Raw genomic sequence first — 23,019 nt, 5'->3', positions numbered from 1 at the left:
AAAGAATTAGTAATGGAGTTTCATAATATATGAAGCGTTTAATAAGTTATTTTATAGTCAGCATAATGGCACTCATGTTAACTGCTTGCGGTTTTCATTTGCGTGGTACCAATGATGATAAGATTGAAATTAAAGAAATGGCAGTCTCAGCAGGAGACAAGTATGGCCCATTAGTCAATGAACTGAAAGAAAGATTAACGGCTGCAGGTGTGAAGATTTATGATACTGCTGAGTATAAGTTAGTTGTATCAGAAAAATGGGATAGTAGAACATTAAGTTATGCTAATGATATTCGTGGTACAGAAATAGTAAAAATACTGACCCTTGACTATGAAATCTTTGGCACTGGTGGTCTCTTATTAATTCAGAGTTCATTAGAGGCACGTGGCGAATATATCAGTGATTCTAATAATATTGTGGCTGATGAATTGCAGGCTGAGCAGATAGATAGAAGGATCAGAGCAGATGCAATTACGCTGTTATTAGAGCGTTTACAAGCGGTTTCAGTGGCACAATTAGACAGCTTACAAAAAGCCGCTGAAGAGCAACTGAGATTAAAAGCTGAGGCTGAAAAAGCGCAACAAAAAGCCCTAGAGGAAAGACGTAAGTCACTGTTACACAGTATTCCTTTGGATGAGATCGAAAAGTTTAATGAACGCTAAGCATTATTTTAGAGCCTGTTAATGACAGGCTCTTTACTTTTATGAAACTAAATATCAATCAATTAGCTAAACAACTACAAACCGAATTAAGTGCTGTATATATTGTAGCAGGTGATGAGCCTTTACTTTGTATGGAAGCAGCAGATGCTATTCGCACGGCTGCTAGGGAAGCAGGCTATAGCGAGCGACAGTTATTTAATGTAGAAACTAATTTTGATTGGTCTGTGCTGTATGATGAAGCAGCTAGTATGTCGTTATTTGCTGAAAAACGTATTTTAGAGTTTCGTTTAAAAACAGCTTCATTATCAGATAAAGGGGAAGCTTTATTAAGCTATTTAGCAAACCCACCACAAGATACATTATTACTAATATCAGCACCTAAATTAGATGTTAAAACAAAGTGGGTTAAAACGGTAACTGATAGTCCATTATGTCAATTAATACAAATCTGGCCAATTGAAGCTAATCAATTACCCCAATGGATTAGACAACGCTTAGCAACCTTAGGGTTATCTATTACACCTGATGCTTTAGAGTTATTTTCATTAAGAGTAGAAGGTAATTTACTAGCGGCTGCTCAAGAAATAGAAAAACTTAAATTATTGATAGGTAATGATTCGCGAGTAGATGTTGACCATATTCAACAAATGGTGGTGGATAGCGCACGTTTTGATATCTTTGGCTTGGTAGATATTGCTTTGCAAGGTGATGCTACACATAGCCTACGTATGCTACAGGGATTAAGGGCAGAAGGGGCAGCAGAAACCCTTGTGTTATGGACGTTAACTAAAGAATTACGCGCTTTAATGACCTTAGCTCAATTAGCGGCGCAGGGTATTCCTTTACAAAAAGCCTTTTCCCAAGTTAGACCTCCTATTTGGTCAAAGCGGCAAGCAATCTTTCAACAAGCGATAGGCAGATATAGTGCTAATCAATGGGGAGAGTTATTGATTAAAGCCCAACAAGTAGATGCACAAATCAAGGGACAAGCAGCAGGTGACTGCTGGCAAGGGCTTACCGATATTTTATTAGCTATGGCGGGTAAGCCCCTTAGGATAAGTTAATTTATTTATTAGTCGCTTCTGGTTGCTTGTTAGCAGGTTCTTTGTTGGTGGTTGCCGCGCTATCTTTCTTTACTTCCAGCGGTTTTAGTTGGCTTTCATCGGGACGCTTAACAATTCTGTTGGTAGCAGGTGATTGACAAACTTGTTGATCAATATAGTAACTGCCTAATAATTCACCTTTCGTATTGTAATAAGCAAAAGTAAATAATGTTCCCTTGGCTAAGTTTGCTTGTTGGCTATTACATACATCATTATTATTCACAATAAAGCGTTCTGTTAAATAGGATGATAATAATGATTGTGAATGGGTAATCCCATCAATTACCATAAATCTAAAAGTAACATTCTGATTAGATGATTGAGCACCTAAGAATTGCGTATTGTAAGCAATAATCGTATTGCTGTTTTTATTAGCCATTTCTGCAATAGATTTAGCTATTTCTATTAGTTCTGGATTATTAGCATTTTGTTTTTTGAGTTGCTCTGCTTTTTCTAATTCTTTTTTAAGTTCATCTGAAATGGTTGGGGCTGCTTTTTGTTGATTAGCCTGCTGGCTTTGTGGAGCTTGTGCTATGGGTTGTAGAGCAGGGCCTTTAAAGATGATATAGGAGACACCTGCGGCAATAGCAATTAATAAGATTAGAATAATTACGAGCAATGTATATAATAATTTACTTGAAGAATGTGTGGTAGTCATAGTAGTCGTTTGGTTAGTAGTAGTGGTGATATTGGATGTTTGGTTCTGCAATGCTTTATCAAAATGAGCACGTGTAGTAGGATTGGAAAGAACCTTATAGGCATGTTCAATACTAGCAATAATCTTGTTGGAACGTTCTTTAGCTTCAGGGGTTTGTTGCGTTTGCAGCTCTTGCCATTTATTTATACTATTAATATAAGCTTGTTTAATCTCTTCAGAGGTAGCTGTTTCTGGGATCTGTAAAATTTTATAGTGATTAATAGTCATGTTTCATGGTCTGTCAGGGTGGTCTAAAAAGCCATTATAACTAAACTGATTAGGCATGCAAAAAAAATTGTATTTCGAGGTAAGTTTTTATTTAATAGGTTGATAATTTTAAAGATGAATCATACTTTTTTGCAAGCTTTTGTGTTACATAGTAAACCTTACAAAGAGACAAGTGCTTTGGTGGATTTTTTTACGCCAGGGGGTAGGGTAAGGGCGGTATTAAGAAAAGCACGTAGTAAAGTAGGTAGTATCGCTAGGCCCTTTATGCCATTAACTATAAGTTTTGTTGGCAAAGGTGATTTAAAAACGGTTCGCCAAATTGAAACCACCAGTAATCCTTTTTTATTAAGTGGAAAAGCGTTGTTTAGTGGCTTATACCTTAATGAGTTGTTAATACGCTTGCTTCCTTTGGAGGATGCTTGCCCTGTGTTGTTTAATTACTATCAGCAAGCATTACAACAGTTATCCTCAGCAACTGCTATTGAACCTTTATTAAGGGGCTTTGAATGGCAACTACTCAATGAGTTAGGCTATAGTTTTTCCCTTACTGAGACAGGCGATGGCGTTCCATTGTGGCCTGAAGGGTTTTATATATTTAATCCAGAAAACGGTTTGCAACAAATACCGCAATTCCAATCAGGTGCTTTCTATGGCCGTGATTTATTAGCAATGAGTGAGGCTGATTGGTCATCAGCCTCAGTATTATTGTCTGCAAAGCGTTTAATGCGGCAGGTTTTAGCGATTCATCTACAGGGCAAACCGTTAGTAAGTAGGCAGTTATTTAATACTATATCAAGCGATTAATACAGAATTAGATAAGTTGCTGGATTTCATTTTATAAGACTAATTAACTAACATATTTTTTTACCAAAAATTTACTTACATATCTCTCCAAAATATAAGATAATAACTTACATTCTCATTTAAGAATAATTATCATATAATTTTATATCTTATCCAAATTGGAGTATTACAATGAGCAAATTCCTAAAAATACAATGTGCATGCTTATTTGCCTCGGTATTTGCATTTTCGACAATTGTACAAGCCGAAACTATCACCGATGTTGCTGGCAGAACAGTTGAGATACCTAACAAAGTTGATAGAGTGCTATTAGGTGAAGGACGTATGCTCTATAGTATGGCTATTTTAGATAAAGATAACCCCACTAAACGTATCGTTGGCTGGCAAGGCGAGTTAAAAAGCAGTGATGTTAATGGTTATAATGCTTATTTAAAAAAATTCCCCACTATCAAGGATATTCCGTTAATTGGTCAAACGTCAGAGGCCAGTGTAAATCCAGAAACAGTAATGGCTTTACAGCCTGATATAGCTATTTTTGGGATAGCGGGACATGGTCCAGGCGTTACAAATCCATTGGTAGAAAAATTACAAAGTGCTGGTGTACCTGTGGTATTTATTGATTTTCGCCAATACCCTATGAAGAATACGATTCCAAGTATCAAGATATTAGGCAAAGTACTACATCGCGAAGAAGCAGCCAATAAGTATTTAGCGTTTTATGAAAAACATTTAAACCGAATTCAAGAGCGTGTTGCTAAAATTCCTGCCAATGAAAGAACAACGGTATTTATTGAAATGTTACCTGAGGTGAAATCTCCTACTTGTTGCCATACCGCAGGTAAAGGTAATTTTGGCGAGTTTATTGAAGCCGCAGGTGGCCATAATATTGCAGCTGATATTTTACCAGCGGTAATTGGTGAAATTAGCTTAGAGCATGTTATTAGTGTTGATCCAAAAGTTTATATCATGAGTGGTACAGCGACTAATGATGCTAAATTGGGCTTAAAAGCAGGGCAAGGTGTTACTCAACAAAATGCTGCGCAAAGCTTAAAGCGCTTAACTACCCGTACAGGGGTTAATGCATTAACTGCTGTTGCTAGCATCGACAATACCCATGGTATTTGGCATAATTTCTACAATTCACCTTATAATATTATTGCCATAGAAGCGTTTGCTAAATGGTTCTACCCAGATTTATTTAAGGATGTAGATGTGCAAGAAACTTTCAATGAGCTACAAGAGTTTTTACCAGTGGATATTCAAGGAACATATTGGGTTGATCTTAGGGACGCTTCATGACAGATAGCGTTCTGGCACAACCAGCATCATCAGTGGTCTATCGTTATAAGCAAATTATTATAAAAAGAGTGTTTTGGCTAGTTGTATTACTGCTAGCCATTATTAGCTCTTTATTGGTAGATTTATCCTTAGGTTCATCTGGTTTAGGATTTACAGATTTACTTAATATTCTGTTTAATGCGCAATCTGCCCCTAAAACACAACAGATTATTATCTGGGATATCCGTTTGCCGCAAGCGTTGATGGCGATTCTAGTGGGGGCTGCTTTAGGATTGGCGGGTGCGGAAATGCAAACCGTATTAAATAACCCGTTAGCCAGTCCTTTTACCTTAGGTGTTTCTCATGCGGCGGCTTTTGGTGCTGCTTTAGGTTTTGTATTAAATATTGGTATTCCAGGGGTACATCCTAAGTGGATAGTAGCAGGCAATGCTTTTGTATTTGCTTTATTTGCCACTATGTTATTGGATGTATTGGCACGTTGGCGGCAAGCCAATACCAATGTGATTGTTCTATTTGGTATTGCCATTGGCTTTACCTTTAGTGCATTGGTGGCATTGTTACAATACATAGCCACCGCTGAAGCATTACAAGCGTTGGTATTTTGGACTTTAGGCAGTATGTCCCGTGCTGACTGGCAAAATATCAGTATTTTAGCGATAGCGTTAGCGGTTGCTTTCCCTTTCTCTATGCTGGCAGCGTGGAAATTAACTGCACTGCGTTTGGGTGAAGATAGGGCTGCTAGTTTTGGTATTAATATTAAGCGGTTACGTTTGGCTAGCTTATTTAGAATCAGTGTATTATCAGGTTTAGCAGTAGCTTTTGTGGGAACGATTGGGTTTATTGGTTTAGTAGGGCCACATATTGCTCGAATGTTATTTGGTGAAGATCATCGTTTTTATTTACCTGCCAGTGCATTGTCGGGTGCGCTTATTCTTTCATTGGCCTCTGTAGTTTCAAAAAATATGATTCCAGGGGTGTTAATTCCTGTGGGCATTATTACTTCATTAATAGGCATTCCTTTCTTTTTAGCTATTATCTTCCGTACTACTTCTGGAGGTCGTGGGTGAGTGATTTATTAATTAAGTCGCTCAGCGTTGCTTACGGTCGGCGGCAAGTTATTGAAAATCTTTCGGTGGAGCATATTAATGCCGGTGAAGTTACAGCATTACTAGGCCCTAATGGCAGTGGTAAGTCTACTTTATTAAAAGCAATGGCTGGCCTTAATGCTGCAAGGGGAGAAGTACTTTTTAACGGACAAGATTTAGTCACTGCCCATTTTGCTGAGCGTGCTAAACAGGTGGTTTATTTACCACAAAGTTTACCTGCCAGTGTTCATCTACGCGCTTTTGAGTCGATGTTAGTGGCACGTAAAGCATCTAATAGTGAAAGTACCCAACAAGTTATAGAAGAAGCAATGGCATTGCTAGAGAAGTTAGGTATTGAAGATTTAGGTATGCGCTATCTTGATCAACTATCAGGTGGTCAAAAACAATTGGTGGGATTAGCGCAGGCGCTTATTCGTCAACCTAAAGTATTATTACTGGATGAACCGTTAAGTGCCTTAGATCTTAATCATCAGTTTCATGTAATGGATGTCATTAAGCAAGAAACCAGAGAACGAGATATGGTAACGGTGATAGTATTGCATGATATCAACATTGCATTACAACATACGGATTACGTATTAATGCTTAAGGATGGGCGATTAGTCACTAGTGGTATACCACACCAAGTTATTTCGCCCGAAGTACTGGCTGAGGTTTACGGGGTAGTGGGTAGGGTAGAACATTGTTCGCGTGGCAAACCCCACGTGATGATTGATGGGTTAGTTGAACATCATTAATTGTTATTTAGTAAAGTTGTGGAAGTGAGCAACCAAAAGCCTTTTCATAACAATTTACAAAGTAACGCCATTCTTCTGCATTTAGTAGGGAGTGGCGTTTTATCTGCGGAATATCATGTAAAGCTGCTGCTTTTGTAGTTAAGCGACGTCTCGATTTCTCAAGGTCAAGTAAAGCTACTTCAGCCACTGGAAGATTAGCCTGTTCTGATACTTTTACAAAAATATGCTTAGCATATGTGCAATTATGTTGTAGCCGATTGTGGTGCATTCTTGCCAGCATCTTTGCTGTTGCTTCTAATACTTTATAAATAATCTCTGCTGAAGTATTTTGTTGCCGACAGAGGGTTAACCAACTATCTAGGTCAATAAAACCATCTAATGACTCAGTAACTAAAATAGCCTTTTTATCTAAGCTACCACAGTAAATAACTTTAGGCGTTTTGACTTGGGCTTTAGCAAATGCACAGTAAGCTTTGTATTCACGAAGGATAGTAGCTTGACCTAATGGATGACATATACTGCGGTAAATATGTCCTTCTTGATGTTTGATATATAATGTATGGCCATTTGCATCAGTGGTACGAAGTACACCACTTTCTCCACCACGACGTACATTAGGTTCTTCTACCCATTCACCTTGTATATTCCACCAATACGCAAAGTTTTTTCCTGTACTATCAAAGGGGGGGATGGTCATTTCAACTCTCATAAAAACAATATTTAATCTATTATAGACAAATAATTTATAAGATATAAGTGTTAAAAAAGACTTCTGATGATTTAAAGAATTAAAAGTAACGTTATAAAATAATTAACTTAATATTGTCGAGCTAGGGGAATGGTAAGTATACTACACCTCTTCATGAGTGAGGAGGATTTAGTGCTATTTAATGTTGTGTGGATTCGCGATAATAAAACCTTGGTTGAGTATTGTAGTCAATGGCAACAACTACCCTTTATTACGTTAGATACTGAATTCTTAAGAGAAACAACCTTTTATCCTATAGCAGGTTTGATACAGCTTAGTGATGGAAAAATACCTTATTTAATAGATCCTCTTGCTATTTCTGATTGGTCTGCATTTGCCCAATTACTAGAGAACAAACAAGTCATAAAAGTATTACATGCCTGTTCAGAAGATTTAGAGTTATTATTCCAACTCACAGGTGTTATTACTGAACCTGTTTTTGATACCCAAGTGGCTGCTGCATTTTTGGGTATGGGCATCACATTAGGTTACTCGCCGTTAGTTAATCAATTATTGAATAAAGAAATAAGTAAGCAAGAAAAACGCTCAGATTGGTTACAACGTCCTTTATCAGCAGAGCAAGAGCAATATGCAGCAGCAGATGTGATGTATTTAATAGAGCTGTACCATTATTTTATTAGTCAGTTATCTGCTGAAAAATTACAGTGGCTTTATGAGGACACTAAAGAACTCGCTGAAAGCTATGCTAAGGTACCTGACTTTCAAACATTATATAAAGAATCAAGACAAGCTTGGCGTTTATCAAGGCAACAGTTGGCGGTGTTAAAAGCGCTTTATGCTTGGCGAGAAGAGCAAGCAAGAACACAAAATATTGCCAGAGGTCGATTGTTAAAAGACAATAGTTTGTTAATGATGGCTAAGTACCAGCCTAATAATTTAGTCGCACTAGCAAAAACACCTGAATTACATCCTAGAACTTTGCGTAAAGAGGGCGATGCGCTTTTAGCAGTCATTGAAAAAGCCGCTAAGATTGATCAACAAGATTGGCCACAACGAATAGATAGGCCGTTATCAGTGAATAGTGGCAAGCTTGCTAAAGAGTTAAAAAAGCTAGTACAGCATAAAGCTACCGAGTTAGACATTTGTCCTGAGTTATTATGGCGCAAAAGGATAATTGAAAAAATATTATATTCAGTTCAAGCTAGTAAAGATTATCAGTTGCCTGATAGTTTAAAAGGTTGGCGTAAAGAAATATTATCTGACATTTTAATACAAGCATTAAATTAAACAGAGCTTAAAATTATGGCAATTGAAAAACGTATTTGTTCTATTTTTAAAAGTCCACGTAAAAATGAAATGTATTTGTATGTGGATAAAAAAGAGGGTTTAGAACGGGTTCCTGAGGAGTTATTAAGTGTATTTGGCAAGCCGCAACCCGTCTTTGATTTATTGCTAACTACTAATCGTAAACTTGCTAGAGAAGATGCTGTCCAAGTTTTAGCTAATATCGAACAACAAGGCTTTCATCTACAAATGCCACCTCCTCCAGAAGAAGATGAGTTGATGAGTTTACCTGATGAATTATTGAGGTTTAATGATCCAGTATGAATAAGTTGTTAATTATTGATAAAGACTATTCAGCTTATATTCCGTTAGTGGAGCAAAAATATCCTGACTGTGAGTTATTTGCAGGTAATGATGTAGCCTCCTTAAAAGAAATTGCTAATCAGTGTGATATATGGCTAGGTTCTCCTAATCAATGTGCAGACTTATTAAAAGAGGGCGTTAATACGCCACAATGGATTCAATCAGTATTTGCAGGAATTGCACCCTTAATGGCACATAATTTACCTAAAGATTATGTGTTAAGTCCTGCGGTAGGGGTATTCGACCAGTTAATGGCTGAATATGTATTAACCTATATGTTAGCTCATGAGCGTCAATTGTTGCAACGATATGCGGCACAGCAAAGACAACATTGGATAGCTGATCGACCTTCTACTTTGCATGGTAAGCAGGTATTAATTGTTGGTGCTGGTACTATTGGTACAGGGGTTGCTAAATTCCTTAAGCCGTTTGGCGTCAAACTTTTTGGTATTGCTACTACGGCAAAAGAGCTACCACCTTTTGAAAAAGTGGGTGCATTAACTGAATTAGCAGAATATGTCACAGCGGCTGATTATGTGATTAGTTTATTGCCTGATACGCCTAGTACACAAAATATTTTTGATGCTAAGATTTTTGCAAAAATGAAACAGGGTGCGGTATTTATTAATGCAGGGCGTGGTACAGCCATTGTTGATGAGGAGCTTATTATTGCTTTAGATAAAGGGCGTCCTAGTTTGGCAGTATTAGACGTATTTAGAACTGAACCTTTACCTGCAAACCATTTATTTTGGCGAGTGCCAAATTTGCTAATTACAGAGCACACAGCCGCGATCAGCCTACCACCTCTGGTTTTTAATTTATTCAGCCGTAACTTAGAACGTTTTCAAAAGCAACAGCCACTGCTTGGCCAAGTAGATTTTAATCAGGAGTATTAATGGCTAGAGTTGTCTTTAAGAGAAATTTTTTACACCCTCGTTATTGGCTATTGTGGTTAGGGCTAATTGTATTGTGGTTATTGGTACTATTACCTTATAAGTGGCTTAGAAAATTAGGCGCTGGTTTTGGTGGTATTGTTTATTACCTAGCGGGCTCAAGGCGACGTATTGTAGAACGTAATCTTGAGTTATGCTTTCCTGAAATGTCAGCAGAAGATAGAAAGCAAATTACGAAAAGAAATTTTGCTGCTATGGGAATCGCTTTTGCAGAGATGGCTATTAGTTGGTGGTGGCCTAAAAAACGACTCTCTAAATTAATTAAAAAAGTAGAAGGTCTTGAACATATACAACTAGCACAACAAGAAAAGCAAGGCGTTATTTTGCTAGCCCTACACTTTACTACCTTAGAGATTGGTGCAGCAATGCTCGCTACCTTATGTCCACTAACGGGTATGTACCGCGAGCACGGTAATGCTTTTTTTGACTATATACAACGTTCTGGACGTGAGCGAATGAATCCAGAAAGTGAAGCCATAGAACGAGATGATATACGCGCCATGGCCAGAGTGTTAAAAAATGGCGAGACTATTTGGTATGCGCCTGATCAAGATTATGGTGCTAAGCGCAGTGTATTTGTGCCATTGTTTGGTATACCTGCAGCTACGGTGACAGCTACCACAAAATTTGCCCGTTTAACTAAGGCAAAAGTGATCCCTTTTGTACAGAAGCCTTTGGCTGATGGTAGTGGCTATGAGTTAATAATTTACCCACCTTTGGATAATTTCCCCAGTGAGTCAGAACAGGTAGATTGTTTAATTATAAATCAATGGGTTGAAAAGTGCGTTAAAGAGCAGATAGATCAATATCTATGGGCTCATCGTCGCTTTAAAACACGACCTGAGGGAGAGCCATCACTGTATAAAAAGAAGTGATGAAATCTGGAGAAAAAGTAAAGATTTTTTAGTTTTAGGGAATATGAAGTATTCAAGGATATAGTATAATAAACGGTTATGGTTCATCGATGATTTTTTCAGGCTCATCAATCCTGAAAAATGAATCAATAAAAAGAGGCTTAGTAGTTTATAAGCCGATTATAAATAAGCGATTAACAATCTATAACAGGATTGTGAATTTCACAGCTTTCAAAAGAAGCTTTACTATAGAGACTGGAGCAAGCTATGCAAGATCTTGATCCCATAGAAACAAAAGAATGGGTTGATTCCCTAGAGTCAGTGGTTGAGAACGAGGGTGAAGAACGCGCTCAATACTTGATGACTAGAATGGGAGAGTGGGCGACACGCAATGGTGTAAAACTACCTTATACGATTAATACACCTTATCGTAATACGATTCCATTAACTGAAGAACCGCCATTACCTGGTGATATGTTTATGGAGCGTCGTATCCGCTCATTAGTCCGTTGGAATGCAATGGCGATGGTGGTGCGTGCTAACCGTAAAGATCCTGATCTAGGTGGACATATTGGTAGTTTTGCTTCCAGTGCAACGCTTTATGATGTTGGTTTTAACTATTTCTTTAAAGGCCCTACAGAAGAACATGGTGGTGACTTGGTATTTTTCCAAGGCCATACTGCACCAGGTATCTATGCCCGTGCATTTATTGAAGGTCGTTTAACAGAAGAGCAATTAGATAATTATCGTCAAGAAGTGGGTGGTAAAGGTTTATCCTCATACCCACATCCTTGGTTAATGCCAGATTTTTGGCAGTTCCCAACCGTATCTATGGGTTTAGGGCCAATCCAAGCGATTTACCAAGCTCGTTTTATGAAATACTTAGAACATCGTGGTTTTATTACCCCAGGTAAACAAAAAGTATGGTGTTTTATTGGTGATGGCGAAACAGATGAGCCAGAAACCTTAGGTGCTATTTCATTAGCAGGCCGCGAAAAATTAGATAACCTTATTTTTGTGATTAACTGTAACTTACAGCGTTTAGATGGCCCTGTACGTGGTAACGGTAAAATCATTCAAGAACTTGAAGGTGTATTCCGTGGTGCTGGTTGGAATGTAAATAAAGTAATTTGGGGTCGTTTATGGGATCCTTTATTTGCTAAAGATAAAGATGGTTTATTACAACGCCGTATGGAAGAAGTAGTAGACGGAGATTATCAAAACTATAAAGCAAAAGATGGTGCTTTTGTTCGTAAGCATTTCTTTGGCGCTTATCCTGAACTGTTAGACATGGTTAAGGATTTGAGTGATGATGATATTTGGGCATTAAACCGCGGTGGTCATGATCCATTTAAAGTGTATGCTGCTTACCATCAAGCGGTAAATCACGTTGGACAACCAACGGTTATCTTAGCTAAGACCATTAAAGGTTATGGTATCTTAGGTACAGCGGGTCAAAATACTGCCCATAACGATAAGAAGTTAACTGATGCAGTTATTAAAAACTTCCGTGATAAGTTTGATGTACCTGTATCTGATAAAGATATTGGCAATATTCCATTCTTCCGTCCTGCTGAAGATAGCCCTGAAATTAAATATATTCGTTCCCGTCGTGAAGCGTTAGGTGGCTATGTTCCTAGTCGTCGCACTAAGAGTATTAGTATTCCTACACCATCATTAGATACCTTAAAAGCAATTTTAGATGGTTCTGGTGATCGTGAAATCTCTACTACTATGTCATTTGTGCGTATCTTAGCGCATTTAGTAAAAGATAAAGATCTTGGTAGCCGTATCGTTCCTATCGTTCCTGATGAAGCGCGTACTTTCGGTATGGAAGGTATGTTCCGTCAATTGGGTATCTATTCATCTGTGGGTCAGTTATATGAGCCAGTAGATAAAGACCAAGTGATGTTCTATCGTGAAGATAAGAAAGGTCAAATTTTAGAAGAAGGTATCAACGAAGCAGGTGCAATGTCCTCTTGGATTGCTGCAGGTACTTCTTATAGTACCCATAATCAACCCATGTTACCTTTCTATGTGTTCTATTCTATGTTTGGTTTCCAACGTATAGGTGACTTGGCTTGGGCGGCAGGTGATAGCCGTGCCAATGGGTTCTTAATTGGCGGTACATCAGGTCGTACTACATTAAATGGTGAAGGTTTGCAGCATGAAGATGGCCATAGCCATATTCTTGCAGGTACTATTCCTAATTGCCGTAGTTATGATCCAACCTATGCTTATGAGTTAGCTATCATCATCCGCCATGGTATTAAAGAAATGGTGGAAGAAGGTAAGAGTATTTTCTATTACTTAACCGTGCTAAACGAAAATTATATTCAACCTGCGTTACCTAAAGTTAAAGGTGTTGAAGAAGCGATTGTAAAAGGTATGTACTTATTAGAAGCTGATAAGTCTAAATCTAAACAACGTGTTCAACTGTTAGGTGCGGGCTCTATTTTACGTGAAGTACGTGCTGCTGCTGAGATTCTTCGTAAAGAATATAAAGTGGCTGCTGATGTATGGAGCGTACCAAGCTTTAATGAATTACGTCGCGATGGTTTAGAAGTTGAGCGTTGGAACCGTTTACACCCAACGGCTAAACCTAAGAAAGCATATATCACCGAGTGCCTAGAAAAAGCACAAGGTCCAGTTATTGCTTCAACAGACTATATGAAGTTATTAGCGGATCAAGTACGTCAATGGGTGCCTACGGATTATAAAGTGTTAGGTACTGATGGTTTCGGGCGTAGTGATAGCCGTGCTAACTTACGTAACTTCTTTGAAGTAGATCGTCATTGGATTGTAGTGGCTGCGTTAGAAGCCCTAGCAGCACGTGGTGAGATTAAACCAACCGTGGTGGCTGATGCGATTAAGAAGTTTGGTATTGATCCAGAAAAAACTAATCCACTTGATTGCTAATGGCTACGGAATAGGAGAATACAAATGAGTGAAACTATTCACGTACCCAATATTGGCGGAGAAGGCGAGGTTATTGAGATACTTGTAAAGGTTGGTGATCGTATTGAGGCCGAGCAAAGCATAGTAACTCTAGAATCAGCTAAAGCCAGTATGGAAGTACCTAGTGTTAAGGCAGGGGTTGTTAAGAAAATTCTATTTAAGATGGGAGATACCTTGAAAGAAGGTGATCCTATGCTTGAATTAGAAACTGAAGGTAGTTCAGAAGCTAAGCAAGCTGAACCTGCTAAAGAGCAAAAAGCAGAGCCTCAACAAGAAGCTAAAGCTGAACCTAAAGCAGCCGCTGAAAAACCAGCAGCAAAAGCTAAAGGTGGTGTAGAGCAAATCAATGTACCTAACATTGGTGGCGAAGGTGAAGTTATTGAGATTCTTGTTAAGGTGGGTGACCGTGTTGAAGCTGAACAAAGCATTGTAACGCTAGAGTCAGCTAAAGCCAGTATGGAAGTACCTACACCTAAAGCAGGTATTGTTAAGAAGCTATTATTCAAAATGGGTGACTCACTAAAAGATGGTGACCCAATGCTTGAGTTAGAGGTTGAGGGTGATGTTACTCCTGCTCCTGCACAAGCTGAACCTGCTAAGCAAGAAGAAGCACCAGCGGCAACACCTAAAGCTGCGGCACAAGCACCAGCTACTAAAGGTGGTGTAGAGCAAATTAACGTACCTAATATTGGTGGTGAAGGCGAAGTTATTGAAATATTAGTAAAAGTAGGCGATAAGGTAGAAGCTGAGCAAAGCATTGTTACCCTAGAATCTGCTAAAGCTAGTATGGAAGTACCAACCCCTAAAGCAGGTATTGTTAAGAAGTTATTATTTAAGATGGGTGACTCATTAAAAGATGGTGACCCAATGCTTGAATTAGAAGTGGAAGGCGATAGTACTGCTACTGATAATGCTGAACCAGCTAAACAGCAAACTACTGATGTAGCACAAACCTCACCTTCTGCTAACCAAGTGCGAGCTACGGCTACCGCTACTGCGGCACCTGCTAGTAAGCAAGCAGAAGCGTCTGGTAGCAGTAAAAAAGTTCATGCAGGCCCTGCGGTTCGTATGATCGCTCGTGATTTTGGGGTGGATTTAGCTGCAGTTAAAGCAACTGGTCCACGGGGACGGATTCTTAAAGAAGACGTGCAAAGTTATGTTAAGCAACAAATGCAACAAGCTAAGTCTGGCGGTGGTGCAGCTGTTACTGGTGGTTCTGGCATTCCTCCAATCCCTGAAGTAGATTTCAGTCGCTTTGGTGAGATTGAAGAAGTAGCCATGACGCGCTTAATGCAAATCGCTGCAGTCAATTTACATCGCAGTTGGGTTAACGTGCCACATGTTACTCAGTTCGATCAGTCTGATATTACTGAGCTTGAAGCATTCCGTGTGGCGCAAAAAGCACTAGGTGATAAGAAAGGCGTTAAGCTCACCTTGTTACCTTTCTTAATTAAGGCTTGTGCATATCTATTGTTAGAAATGCCAGACTTTAACAGTTCTTTAGTGCCTAGTGGTAAAGCACTTATCCGTAAGAAGTATGTGCATATTGGCTTTGCGGTTGATACGCCCGATGGCTTATTAGTGCCTGTTATTCGCGATGCAGATAAGAAGAGCTTATTTGAGTTAGCGAAAGAAGCGGCTGATTTAGCGGCTAAAGCACGGGATAAGAAGTTAAAACCAGACGAAATGCAAGGCGCTTGTTTCACTATTTCTAGTTTAGGTCATATTGGCGGTACAGGTTTTACACCTATCGTTAATGCCCCTGAGGTAGCTATTCTTGGTGTGAATAAAGCAACTATGCAACCCGTTTGGGACGGTAAAGGCTTCCAACCACGCTTAATGTTGCCCTTATCATTATCATACGATCACCGTGTGATTAATGGTGCAGCAGCAGCACGCTTTACTAAGCGTTTAGCGGACGTGTTGGCAGATATCCGTTCAATGTTACTTTAAACATTAGTAGCTGTAAAAAGCCCCTCTTAAGAGGGGCTTTTTTATTTTTATTAATAAAATCGTTATATGGCGGTGATTTTGCGGAAAATAGCGGCTTTTGAAACAATATGCTGATATTTACAATAAAAAAAATACTTGTTTTTAAAAAATTACTAGTATAATAGCCATCCTGAAGGTCAACTGACTTTATCAGTGTTAGTGCTAAGTAGAAGGTTCAAAAGTGCAAGAAGCTACACGTTTATTTATGTACGGTAAAATCCATCGTTGTCGGGTAACTGAGGCGAATTTGGATTATGTGGGTTCTATTACCATTGACCCATTACTACTAGAGGCCAGTGGTATTTTACCTTATACCCAAATTGATGTGGTGAATATTACCAATGGTAATCGCCTCCAGACTTATGTTATTCCTGGTACTAAAGGGGCAGGTGAGATTTGCTTAAATGGTGCTGCTGCCCATTTATTTAATAAAGGCGACTTGGCTATTTTAATGGCTTATGAGCAATGCCCAGTAAGCCAATTAGTAGGTCGTAAGTCAAAAGCAGTAATGGTAGATGATAATAATCATATTACTGAGGTTTTTACTTACCAAACACCTAGTATGGAGCAACTGGCTGCGGGTGAAGTGCCTAGCCGTGCCCATGAACGTTATTCCGAAAAAAGATTAGCTCATTAATTATTTTCTGAGCTAATTCTGTATTCTTTTATTATTTCTACTGCTTGTAAAGGGTGGAAGTGATCCCCATATTTGTTAGCTAGTTTTATGTCTTGTGTTGTTCTTTTAAGGAACAGTTGCAATATAAAGCTGTTAATCATTTCTGCTAATAAACTAAGTCATTGCAATAACTACAGCTTGAATAGTTGTATAGCTATTATCATAAATAAGACTAACAGGTTAAATACAAAATAGCTAAACAGAGTAGAATCTTTAATAGATGTTTTTTAAAGTTGAGGGTTTTTATTATGTCTTGTAAACAATTAACAAAAGAAGATTTAGCGAACTTATCTGACCGTTTAGAAAAAGTTGTGTTTGGTATGGGCTGTTTTTGGGGCGTAGAGCGATTATTTTGGCAACAAGAGGGTGTGTTGGGAACCGCTGTTGGTTATGCAGGTGGTCATACGGCAAACCCTAGTTATGAGGAAGTTTGTGGAGGTAATACAGGACATGCAGAGGTAGTGATAGTGGTTTATGATCCTGAGATTATTTCTTTTGATGAATTATTAAAAATATTTTGGGAAAATCATGACCCTACCCAAGGTATGCGTCAAGGTAATGATATTGGTAGCCAATATCGCTCGGTTATTTACTGCTATTCAGAGCAACAATTAGAAGAAGCATTAGCCAGTAAAGAGACTTATCAACAACAGCTTAGTGCAAAAGGGTATCGCACTATCACTACAGAAATTAAACAAGCACCAGAGTTTTATTTTGCAGAACAATATCATCAGCGATATTTACAAAAAAATCCAAATGGTTACTGTGGATTAAAGGGAACGGGAGTGGAATGTGTATTTTAATTTAGCAGAGCACTATTTTAGGTAACATTAATGGGAGGAAAGGTAACAATCATTACCTATAAAAAATGGCAGCTTTCGCATTAATTATTTAAGATATTGATATATATAGATATTTTTAATTTGGCATGGTTTATGCTCTTATATAATTACAAGAAAAACAATAACAGAGTGATAATATGAAAATTAGTTTAGCGGTTGAATAAGAATAATAAAACGCATCATTAAAATAAGAATTATAAAAGCAGTATCAATAAGAAAGGGGGCTATGCCCCCTTTAGTATTTTTCAATTTCCATTTTTTAATAGATCAATTATTATCTTCTAAAATTATAAAATAATAATGGAGTGTTAAGTGCTGCGTTCTCGACCAGGAATAGAAGTAAAGTCTAAACCAATGAAAATAATTATGCTTCTAATAGCATTCGGAATAGGCTTAGCTCTCTTTTTTACAAATGATGGTTTATATAGGGAGTTTTTATTAGTAAAAGATAAAGCGAATCGGTTATTACAACAAGATTGTTTAAATTGTATTGTTGAAGCCAAAATAAAATACAGTGGAGCACAAAAGCCTGTAGGTTTTCTTCGAGGCAAACATGAAAGAGAGCATCAATATAATTATTCTTACCAAGTAGATGGCAAATATTATTATGGACAAGTATTGGTTGATAGCAGATTACTAAAATATTTTGCAAGCTCAAATTTTAGTTATAAAGGAGAGTTTACGGAGAGAGTAATTATCGATAAAAATAATAGTGCAGATAGTTTTCCATTGCAATATGCACAGATGTTAGCTAAAGGTTATCAACCTAGTGCTCTTACTTATAAACGATATTTTGGTTTATTTTTTGTGATAGGGGTATTGATTGCATTGTTCTACCAAGTAATAACACCTAGCAAAGGAAAGAATATATAATTTGCAATAGGGGTTTTCTGGTAATTACTGCCCATAATTACCAGAAACTTAGTAAGCATTATACTTTAGCGCGTGCTTTGTATTCGTTAGTACGTGTATCGATTTCGATATAGTCACCGATTTCACAGAACTCTGATACTTTTAATTCATAGCCAGTGTTGAGACGAGCTACTTTCATTACTTTACCAGAAGTATCACCACGTACAGCTGGTTCAGTATAAGCGATTTGGCGAACGATGGTGGTTGGTAATTCAACAGAAATCACACGGCCATCATAAAATACAGCTTCACAAACGTCTTGAATGCCATCTTCAATAAAATGAACAGCATCACCTAAATCATCTGCTTCTACTTCGTATTGATTATATTCATTGTCCATAAATACAAAGTTAGGATCAGCAAAATAAGAATAAGTTACTTCTTTACGTTCTAGAATGATAGGTTCTAATTTATCGTCTGCTTTGTAAACATTTTCTGTTACAGCACCCGTTAAAATATTTTTTAACTTCATTTTTACAACAGCAGCGTTGCGGCCTGATTTATTAAATTCAGTTTTTTGCACAACCCATGGTGCATCATTAATATTCATTACTTGGCCAGCACGAAATTCTTGAGCGGTTTTCATTAGGATATCCGTTAATTTATCTGATTGGTACTTTATATAAAATTTTAGAACTGCTTATGATAGCCAATTTTTATAAAGTTTGGCTAGTTTTGTGATCAAATCTGTAACAGTTTTTTGCTTTTTTGCCCAATTTATTGCCTGTTTTTCTAATTGAGGGAGGTGTTGTTGATAATTTAGCCAACTATCTGTTAAGTTCTGCTGGTTATTCCAAGCAAACCACCAATCAATAGTGGCTTGTTGTGCCTCTGCTGATAAGTCTGTTAAATAATAATCTAGAAAAGCCTGTAGTTTTGTTAAATGCGCATTTTCTTGTTGTGGGTAGATATGCCACAACATAGGTTTTCCTGCATATTGCGCCCTAACAAATGAGTCTTCACCTCTAATAAGGTTATAGTCAGTACACCACAGCAATTTATCAAAATCCTGTTGAGTTACAAAAGGAATAATTTGAATACTAAGAGCGTCTTGTTGGTATTGGTAACCTGCGATTAATAGTGATCTATCGATATTTAAATAATCAGCCAGATTATTGAGTAAAGGTGTTTGGGGGATAAGTAGCTGATAGGGTTTATCACTTTTTTGTAAGGTATCTAGCCATTCAGCGAGCCCGTGATTGGCATAGCTAAATAATAGCATTAAATAATGATCTGGTTGTTTTGTAACCCCTAACTGGCTTAAAAATTGTTGTTGTAGATGGGGGTTATTTTGAAAGTGTTCAGCTTGCTCAAGTAAATGGCTTTCTCTAATAACACTGCCAGTTTCTTCTAAACCCGTAAAAAAGAAGTATTTATTTAGCTGATTGGTTTGTGGCGAGGGTAGCGCATGAAAATCAATAGACCATTTTTCATAGGTTAGGTATTCTAAATTTAGCCATAAAATAGCTTTATTAGCTGTTTGCATTGCCTGTTGGTAAGCAGTGGGAATATTACAGGCGAAAGCTTCTATTACAATATCAGCAGGTTCAATAGATTGCCATTGCTTATGCCACTGCCTGATTTCAATAGCAGCAATGGTTTGTTCTGTAAGTTGTGGGTTTATAACAGGGCAGAGTTTTTGAAAGCTATAAAGATCATCCACCCATAATCTAACACACTGATTTTGTTCATGGGCAAGTTGCCTTGCTAAGCGCCAGCAAACCCCTATATCACCATAGTTATCAATGACACTACAAAATATATCCCATTTAGTGTGGGGAGGAAACTTACCCATTAAGCAATACGTTGAAATTTTAAATCCCAAACACCGTGGCCTAAGCGTTCGCCCCGTGTTTCAAATTTAGTTTTTGGTCTTTCTTCTGGTCGTGGAATATAGCTATTATCGGTGGCTAGATTTTTATAGCCTTGTGCCGCTTGCATAACTTCTAACATATGTTCTGCGTAGGGCTGCCAATCGGTAGCCATATGAAAGATACCGCCTATTTTAAGTTTATTTCTTACCAGTTGGGCAAATTCAGCTTGTACTATACGGCGTTTATGGTGACGTTTCTTATGCCAAGGATCAGGGAAAAAGAGCAGTAAGCGATCTAGGCTGTTGTCAGCAATACAATTATTAAGCACTTCAATGGCATCGCAATTAAACACGCGAACATTATTAAGGTGTTTTTCCTGTAGTAACGTGATTAAAGCCCCTACCCCAGGTTTATGCACTTCGATACCAATAAAATCTTGCTCAGGCGCTTGTTCTGCCATTGTACAAAGTGATTGCCCCATACCAAAACCAATTTCAAGGGTAACAGGTGCTGTTCTGTTAAAGATTTGTTGATAGTCTAATAAGCCTTGCTCTAGCGCTAGCCCAAAATCATCCCAACCTGTTGCGATGGCCTGTTTTTGCCCATGGGTCATGCGACCTGCACGTATTACAAAGCTTTTAATAGTACGAAGGGGAGTGTTAGTTTCTGTCATAAAAATTACTAAAGTAGGGAGCTATAATATTAGGTGGGTATTTTATAGTATAAAAACGGAAACGCTACTTTTTTAAATGATTATAAAAGAAAACACTTTGTTAGAATAATTAAAAGGCTAGTTAACTAGCCTTTTAATTGAGTTGTCACTAGCTGTTAAACGGTTACTTTCGAGCAACAAGTCCCATCACTAGTGTAACAACAAAAATTACTAAGAATACATAGAATAGTATTTTTGCTATGCCTGCTGCACCTGCGGCGATACCACCAAACCCAAATAGTGCGGCAATTAGAGCAATAACAAAGAAAATAACAGCATATCTAAGCATGGCTATACCTCATAGTAACCATTTAGAATCTCGATCAATATTTTTGACGAGTTTCCCAATCTTTAATTTGTTCTTCGGCTTTATCTTTAGTAAGACCGTATTGTTTTTGGATTGCTCCAGACAATTGTTCGCGTCTGCCTTCAATTTGATCAATTTCGTCATCGGTGAGTTTTCCCCACTGTTCTTTGATCTTGCCTTTAGCTTGTTTCCAATTACCTTTAACTGTATCCCAGTTCATAATCGCACCTCATAAATCGGTTAAGTAAATTAAGTCTTGTGTGCACATATTCAAGATAAGTTTATTTATCAACAACTTCCATTAGACGATGGTAATTAAAAGACAAATAAATGTGCTTGGTAGTTATATTATTTTTTAAGTATTTTCAGTAGGTTAGGGAATTTATGAGGCCTTTCTTGAAACATGATGACAAGAATAAGAAGGGGTAATGTGGGTGTTATTGAGCTGAAAAGTAAGCCTAAAGCGCAGCAATGTTCTATCAATAAATCTATTAAAAAATAGACTTATTGATAGGGAGAGTAAATTATTTTATTAAGCCATCTAAGGGTGATGAGGCTGTTGCATAAAGCTTGCGCGGCATACGTCCCGCTAAATAAGCTTTACGGCCTGCAATAATAGCGTGTTTCATTGCTTCGGCCATCAGTACGGGCTGCTGTGCGTGGGCAATCGCGCTGTTCATTAATACTGCATCACAACCTAACTCCATAGCAATGGTAGCATCTGAGGCAGTCCCTACACCTGCATCCACTAATACAGGGATTTTCGCCTCTTCTAGGATGATTTGTAAGTTATAAGGGTTACAAATACCCATACCGCTACCAATTAAGCCTGCTAAGGGCATAACAGCAATACAACCTATTTCTGCTAGTTGACGGGCAATAATAGGGTCATCACTGGTGTAAACCATTACTTCAAAGTTTTCTTTTACTAATGTTTCGGCTGCTTTTAATGTCTCTACTACATTAGGAAATAGGGTTTTTTGGTCGGCTAATACTTCTAGTTTCACGAGGTTATGTCCATCTAGCAACTCGCGGGCTAGACGGCATGTTCTCACCGCTTCGGTAGCATCAAAGCAACCTGCTGTATTAGGTAAAATAGTATATTTATCAGGTGAAATAACATCTAATAAATTAGCTTCATTAGGATTTTGCCCAATATTAGTACGACGTACCGCCAAGGTCACAATTTCTGCACCAGAGGCTTCAATAGCTTGTTGTGTTTCGTTAAAATCTTTGTATTTACCAGTACCCACCAATAAGCGTGATTGATAGGTTTTACCTGCTAATACGAGCGGTTTATCTGTTACTGTAGTATTCATTTTGTTGATTCCTTAGGCCTAACCACCACCAATAGCGTGGACGATTTCTAATTGATCATTTTCTTTTAAAAAAGTTTCTGAATGCTGGCTTCGTGGTACTATTTCTTGATTAAGCTCAATAGCAATACGTTTACCTGTCAATTCAAGCTGTTCTATTAAGCCAGTGATTGTGGTTGGTTCAGTAAGCTCATGGGGTTGCCCATTAATATAAATTTTCATCATACTTAGCTCGCTTTAAATAGTTTGTTTTGCAGGAATTTTCCATGCTGCAATACACAGTAAAAACCAACCAATAATAAAAGCAACACCACCAATAGGTGCAGTGCCTACATTAGGTAAGCCAAAATAGGTGATGGAGTAGAGTGTACCTGAAAAGAATAAAATACCAATGGTAAATAACCAGCCTGATGCTTGTATAAGACGGCTAGAAAATAGATAGCATAGAGCCGCTATGCCAAGTAATGCAATAGCGTGGTAAAGTTGGTATTGAACGCCTAGTTTGAATGTTAGGATTTGTGCTTCAGACAGTACTGATTTTAGCCCATGGGAGGCGTAAGAACCGAGGATGACCCCTGTAAAACCAAAAAAACCAGCTAAGGTAAGAAATACACGAAACATACTAACCCCTTTTAATAAAAATTACTGCGCCTATTCTACCTGAGAATAATTACTATATGGTAATTTAATA

24 protein-coding genes and 1 pseudogene are annotated in these 23,019 nt (G+C 37.9%); 15 read left to right on the top strand and 10 right to left on the bottom strand.

The genetic code is table 11. The features are described from left to right. Positions 1-29: 29 nt before the first annotated feature. On the top strand, positions 30-662 hold the full coding sequence (locus JHT90_RS11050) for an LPS-assembly lipoprotein LptE (protein ID WP_201090928.1): 633 nt from the start codon (positions 30-32) through the stop codon (positions 660-662). Between the two features lie 41 nt (positions 663-703). After that, positions 704-1,726, top strand: a complete 1,023-nt coding sequence (gene holA / locus JHT90_RS11045; protein ID WP_201090927.1) for a DNA polymerase III subunit delta — start codon at positions 704-706, stop codon at positions 1,724-1,726. Position 1,727: 1 nt separating this feature from the next. On the opposite strand, the gene JHT90_RS11040 is transcribed toward holA, so the two are convergent. Next, positions 1,728-2,690: a J domain-containing protein gene (locus JHT90_RS11040; RefSeq protein ID WP_201090926.1), complete on the bottom strand. Its 963-nt coding sequence runs from the start codon at positions 2,688-2,690 to the stop codon at positions 1,728-1,730. A gap of 114 nt (positions 2,691-2,804) precedes the next feature. On the opposite strand from JHT90_RS11040, the gene recO reads away from it, so the two are divergent. The 4 genes from recO to JHT90_RS11020 all read left to right on the top strand — a co-directional run bounded on the left by recO (position 2,805) and on the right by JHT90_RS11020 (position 6,636). Beyond that, positions 2,805-3,494 carry a DNA repair protein RecO gene (recO, locus tag JHT90_RS11035; RefSeq protein ID WP_201090922.1) on the top strand — a complete coding sequence of 230 codons (690 nt, stop codon included), beginning with the start codon at positions 2,805-2,807 and terminating at the stop codon, positions 3,492-3,494. 171 nt (positions 3,495-3,665) lie between these two features. After that, complete coding sequence (locus JHT90_RS11030; protein WP_201090920.1) at positions 3,666-4,793, top strand: ABC transporter substrate-binding protein; 1,128 nt, start codon at positions 3,666-3,668, stop codon at positions 4,791-4,793. Beyond that, the gene (locus JHT90_RS11025) at positions 4,790-5,860 is read left to right on the top strand and encodes a FecCD family ABC transporter permease (RefSeq protein WP_201090919.1); all 1,071 of its coding nucleotides are present in this window, start codon (positions 4,790-4,792) and stop codon (positions 5,858-5,860) included. The genes JHT90_RS11030 and JHT90_RS11025 overlap by 4 nt, the downstream gene beginning before the upstream one ends. Beyond that, positions 5,857-6,636, top strand: a complete 780-nt coding sequence (locus JHT90_RS11020) for an ABC transporter ATP-binding protein (protein ID WP_201090917.1) — start codon at positions 5,857-5,859, stop codon at positions 6,634-6,636. Before JHT90_RS11025 ends, JHT90_RS11020 begins: the two co-directional genes overlap by 4 nt. A gap of 7 nt (positions 6,637-6,643) precedes the next feature. On the opposite strand, the gene JHT90_RS11015 is transcribed toward JHT90_RS11020, so the two are convergent. Further along, positions 6,644-7,333 carry a lipopolysaccharide kinase InaA family protein gene (locus JHT90_RS11015; RefSeq protein WP_236253926.1) on the bottom strand — a complete coding sequence of 230 codons (690 nt, stop codon included), beginning with the start codon at positions 7,331-7,333 and terminating at the stop codon, positions 6,644-6,646. A gap of 183 nt (positions 7,334-7,516) precedes the next feature. Here JHT90_RS11015 and rnd point away from each other — a divergent pair, with 183 nt between their 5' ends. The 9 genes and pseudogenes from rnd to JHT90_RS10970 all read left to right on the top strand — a co-directional run bounded on the left by rnd (position 7,517) and on the right by JHT90_RS10970 (position 18,140). Beyond that, positions 7,517-8,632: a ribonuclease D gene (gene rnd / locus JHT90_RS11010; RefSeq protein WP_236253925.1), complete on the top strand. Its 1,116-nt coding sequence runs from the start codon at positions 7,517-7,519 to the stop codon at positions 8,630-8,632. Between the two features lie 15 nt (positions 8,633-8,647). Beyond that, complete coding sequence (locus tag JHT90_RS11005) at positions 8,648-8,953, top strand: YcgL domain-containing protein (RefSeq protein ID WP_201090914.1); 306 nt, start codon at positions 8,648-8,650, stop codon at positions 8,951-8,953. After that, positions 8,950-9,888, top strand: a complete 939-nt coding sequence (locus tag JHT90_RS11000; RefSeq protein WP_201090913.1) for a D-2-hydroxyacid dehydrogenase — start codon at positions 8,950-8,952, stop codon at positions 9,886-9,888. The genes JHT90_RS11005 and JHT90_RS11000 overlap by 4 nt, the downstream gene beginning before the upstream one ends. Next, positions 9,888-10,820 carry a lipid A biosynthesis lauroyl acyltransferase gene (locus JHT90_RS10995; RefSeq protein ID WP_201090912.1) on the top strand — a complete coding sequence of 311 codons (933 nt, stop codon included), beginning with the start codon at positions 9,888-9,890 and terminating at the stop codon, positions 10,818-10,820. The genes JHT90_RS11000 and JHT90_RS10995 overlap by 1 nt, the downstream gene beginning before the upstream one ends. A 246-nt stretch (positions 10,821-11,066) precedes the next feature. After that, on the top strand, positions 11,067-13,718 hold the full coding sequence (gene aceE / locus JHT90_RS10990; protein WP_201090911.1) for a pyruvate dehydrogenase (acetyl-transferring), homodimeric type: 2,652 nt from the start codon (positions 11,067-11,069) through the stop codon (positions 13,716-13,718). A 24-nt stretch (positions 13,719-13,742) separates the two neighbouring features. Further along, the gene (gene aceF, locus JHT90_RS10985) at positions 13,743-15,710 is read left to right on the top strand and encodes a dihydrolipoyllysine-residue acetyltransferase (protein ID WP_201090910.1); all 1,968 of its coding nucleotides are present in this window, start codon (positions 13,743-13,745) and stop codon (positions 15,708-15,710) included. Positions 15,711-15,930: 220 nt separating this feature from the next. Next, on the top strand, positions 15,931-16,386 hold the full coding sequence (panD, locus tag JHT90_RS10980; protein WP_236253923.1) for an aspartate 1-decarboxylase: 456 nt from the start codon (positions 15,931-15,933) through the stop codon (positions 16,384-16,386). Positions 16,387-16,733: 347 nt separating this feature from the next. After that, positions 16,734-17,228: pseudogene (gene msrA / locus JHT90_RS10975) on the top strand (peptide-methionine (S)-S-oxide reductase MsrA); the annotation flags it as partial. A gap of 351 nt (positions 17,229-17,579) precedes the next feature. Further along, positions 17,580-18,140: a hypothetical protein gene (locus JHT90_RS10970; protein WP_201090906.1), complete on the top strand. Its 561-nt coding sequence runs from the start codon at positions 17,580-17,582 to the stop codon at positions 18,138-18,140. A gap of 58 nt (positions 18,141-18,198) precedes the next feature. On the opposite strand, the gene efp is transcribed toward JHT90_RS10970, so the two are convergent. From efp to JHT90_RS10930, 8 genes are all read right to left on the bottom strand, one after another. Beyond that, positions 18,199-18,765 (bottom strand): elongation factor P, encoded by a 567-nt coding sequence (efp, locus tag JHT90_RS10965; RefSeq protein ID WP_201090904.1) that lies wholly within the window; start codon positions 18,763-18,765, stop codon positions 18,199-18,201. Positions 18,766-18,819: 54 nt separating this feature from the next. Beyond that, positions 18,820-19,974 carry an elongation factor P maturation arginine rhamnosyltransferase EarP gene (gene earP, locus JHT90_RS10960; protein WP_201090902.1) on the bottom strand — a complete coding sequence of 385 codons (1,155 nt, stop codon included), beginning with the start codon at positions 19,972-19,974 and terminating at the stop codon, positions 18,820-18,822. Next, complete coding sequence (gene trmB / locus JHT90_RS10955; RefSeq protein ID WP_201090894.1) at positions 19,974-20,666, bottom strand: tRNA (guanosine(46)-N7)-methyltransferase TrmB; 693 nt, start codon at positions 20,664-20,666, stop codon at positions 19,974-19,976. Before trmB ends, earP begins: the two co-directional genes overlap by 1 nt. 163 nt (positions 20,667-20,829) lie before the next feature. After that, a complete protein-coding gene (locus tag JHT90_RS10950; protein WP_201090892.1) occupies positions 20,830-20,994 on the bottom strand; it encodes a DUF1328 domain-containing protein in 165 nt (54 codons plus the stop codon). Positions 20,995-21,028: 34 nt separating this feature from the next. Next, a complete protein-coding gene (locus JHT90_RS10945) occupies positions 21,029-21,232 on the bottom strand; it encodes a CsbD family protein (protein ID WP_201090890.1) in 204 nt (67 codons plus the stop codon). A gap of 304 nt (positions 21,233-21,536) precedes the next feature. Then, positions 21,537-22,331, bottom strand: a complete 795-nt coding sequence (locus JHT90_RS10940; RefSeq protein WP_201090888.1) for a thiazole synthase — start codon at positions 22,329-22,331, stop codon at positions 21,537-21,539. A gap of 18 nt (positions 22,332-22,349) precedes the next feature. Next, positions 22,350-22,550 carry a sulfur carrier protein ThiS gene (gene thiS / locus JHT90_RS10935; RefSeq protein WP_201095849.1) on the bottom strand — a complete coding sequence of 67 codons (201 nt, stop codon included), beginning with the start codon at positions 22,548-22,550 and terminating at the stop codon, positions 22,350-22,352. 15 nt (positions 22,551-22,565) lie between these two features. After that, positions 22,566-22,949, bottom strand: coding sequence for a DUF423 domain-containing protein (locus tag JHT90_RS10930; RefSeq protein ID WP_201090886.1), 384 nt, complete (start codon positions 22,947-22,949; stop codon positions 22,566-22,568). Positions 22,950-23,019: the final 70 nt, after the last annotated feature.

Origin of the sequence: Entomomonas asaccharolytica (assembly GCF_016653615.1) — a bacterium.
Lineage (GTDB): Bacteria > Pseudomonadota > Gammaproteobacteria > Pseudomonadales > Pseudomonadaceae > Entomomonas > Entomomonas asaccharolytica.
This window is presented reverse-complemented; position numbering and strand designations above follow the sequence as displayed.

What these genes read in the sequence shown, in the direction of transcription:
- JHT90_RS11005 (WP_201090914.1), top strand. Translation starts at nt 8,648, where the DNA reads ATGGCAATTGAAAAACGTATTTGTTCTATTTTTAAAAGTCCACGTAAA.
- trmB (WP_201090894.1), bottom strand. Translation starts at nt 20,666, where the DNA reads ATGACAGAAACTAACACTCCCCTTCGTACTATTAAAAGCTTTGTAATA.
- JHT90_RS10995 (WP_201090912.1), top strand. Translation starts at nt 9,888, where the DNA reads ATGGCTAGAGTTGTCTTTAAGAGAAATTTTTTACACCCTCGTTATTGG.
- JHT90_RS10930 (WP_201090886.1), bottom strand. Translation starts at nt 22,949, where the DNA reads ATGTTTCGTGTATTTCTTACCTTAGCTGGTTTTTTTGGTTTTACAGGG.
- aceE (WP_201090911.1), top strand. Translation starts at nt 11,067, where the DNA reads ATGCAAGATCTTGATCCCATAGAAACAAAAGAATGGGTTGATTCCCTA.
- JHT90_RS11025 (WP_201090919.1), top strand. Translation starts at nt 4,790, where the DNA reads ATGACAGATAGCGTTCTGGCACAACCAGCATCATCAGTGGTCTATCGT.
- JHT90_RS11040 (WP_201090926.1), bottom strand. Translation starts at nt 2,690, where the DNA reads ATGACTATTAATCACTATAAAATTTTACAGATCCCAGAAACAGCTACC.
- thiS (WP_201095849.1), bottom strand. Translation starts at nt 22,550, where the DNA reads ATGAAAATTTATATTAATGGGCAACCCCATGAGCTTACTGAACCAACC.
- JHT90_RS11030 (WP_201090920.1), top strand. Translation starts at nt 3,666, where the DNA reads ATGAGCAAATTCCTAAAAATACAATGTGCATGCTTATTTGCCTCGGTA.
- JHT90_RS10945 (WP_201090890.1), bottom strand. Translation starts at nt 21,232, where the DNA reads ATGAACTGGGATACAGTTAAAGGTAATTGGAAACAAGCTAAAGGCAAG.
- aceF (WP_201090910.1), top strand. Translation starts at nt 13,743, where the DNA reads ATGAGTGAAACTATTCACGTACCCAATATTGGCGGAGAAGGCGAGGTT.
- JHT90_RS10950 (WP_201090892.1), bottom strand. Translation starts at nt 20,994, where the DNA reads ATGCTTAGATATGCTGTTATTTTCTTTGTTATTGCTCTAATTGCCGCA.
- earP (WP_201090902.1), bottom strand. Translation starts at nt 19,974, where the DNA reads ATGGGTAAGTTTCCTCCCCACACTAAATGGGATATATTTTGTAGTGTC.
- recO (WP_201090922.1), top strand. Translation starts at nt 2,805, where the DNA reads ATGAATCATACTTTTTTGCAAGCTTTTGTGTTACATAGTAAACCTTAC.
- efp (WP_201090904.1), bottom strand. Translation starts at nt 18,765, where the DNA reads ATGAAAACCGCTCAAGAATTTCGTGCTGGCCAAGTAATGAATATTAAT.
- holA (WP_201090927.1), top strand. Translation starts at nt 704, where the DNA reads ATGAAACTAAATATCAATCAATTAGCTAAACAACTACAAACCGAATTA.
- JHT90_RS11015 (WP_236253926.1), bottom strand. Translation starts at nt 7,333, where the DNA reads ATGACCATCCCCCCCTTTGATAGTACAGGAAAAAACTTTGCGTATTGG.
- JHT90_RS11050 (WP_201090928.1), top strand. Translation starts at nt 30, where the DNA reads ATGAAGCGTTTAATAAGTTATTTTATAGTCAGCATAATGGCACTCATG.
- JHT90_RS11000 (WP_201090913.1), top strand. Translation starts at nt 8,950, where the DNA reads ATGAATAAGTTGTTAATTATTGATAAAGACTATTCAGCTTATATTCCG.
- JHT90_RS10940 (WP_201090888.1), bottom strand. Translation starts at nt 22,331, where the DNA reads ATGAATACTACAGTAACAGATAAACCGCTCGTATTAGCAGGTAAAACC.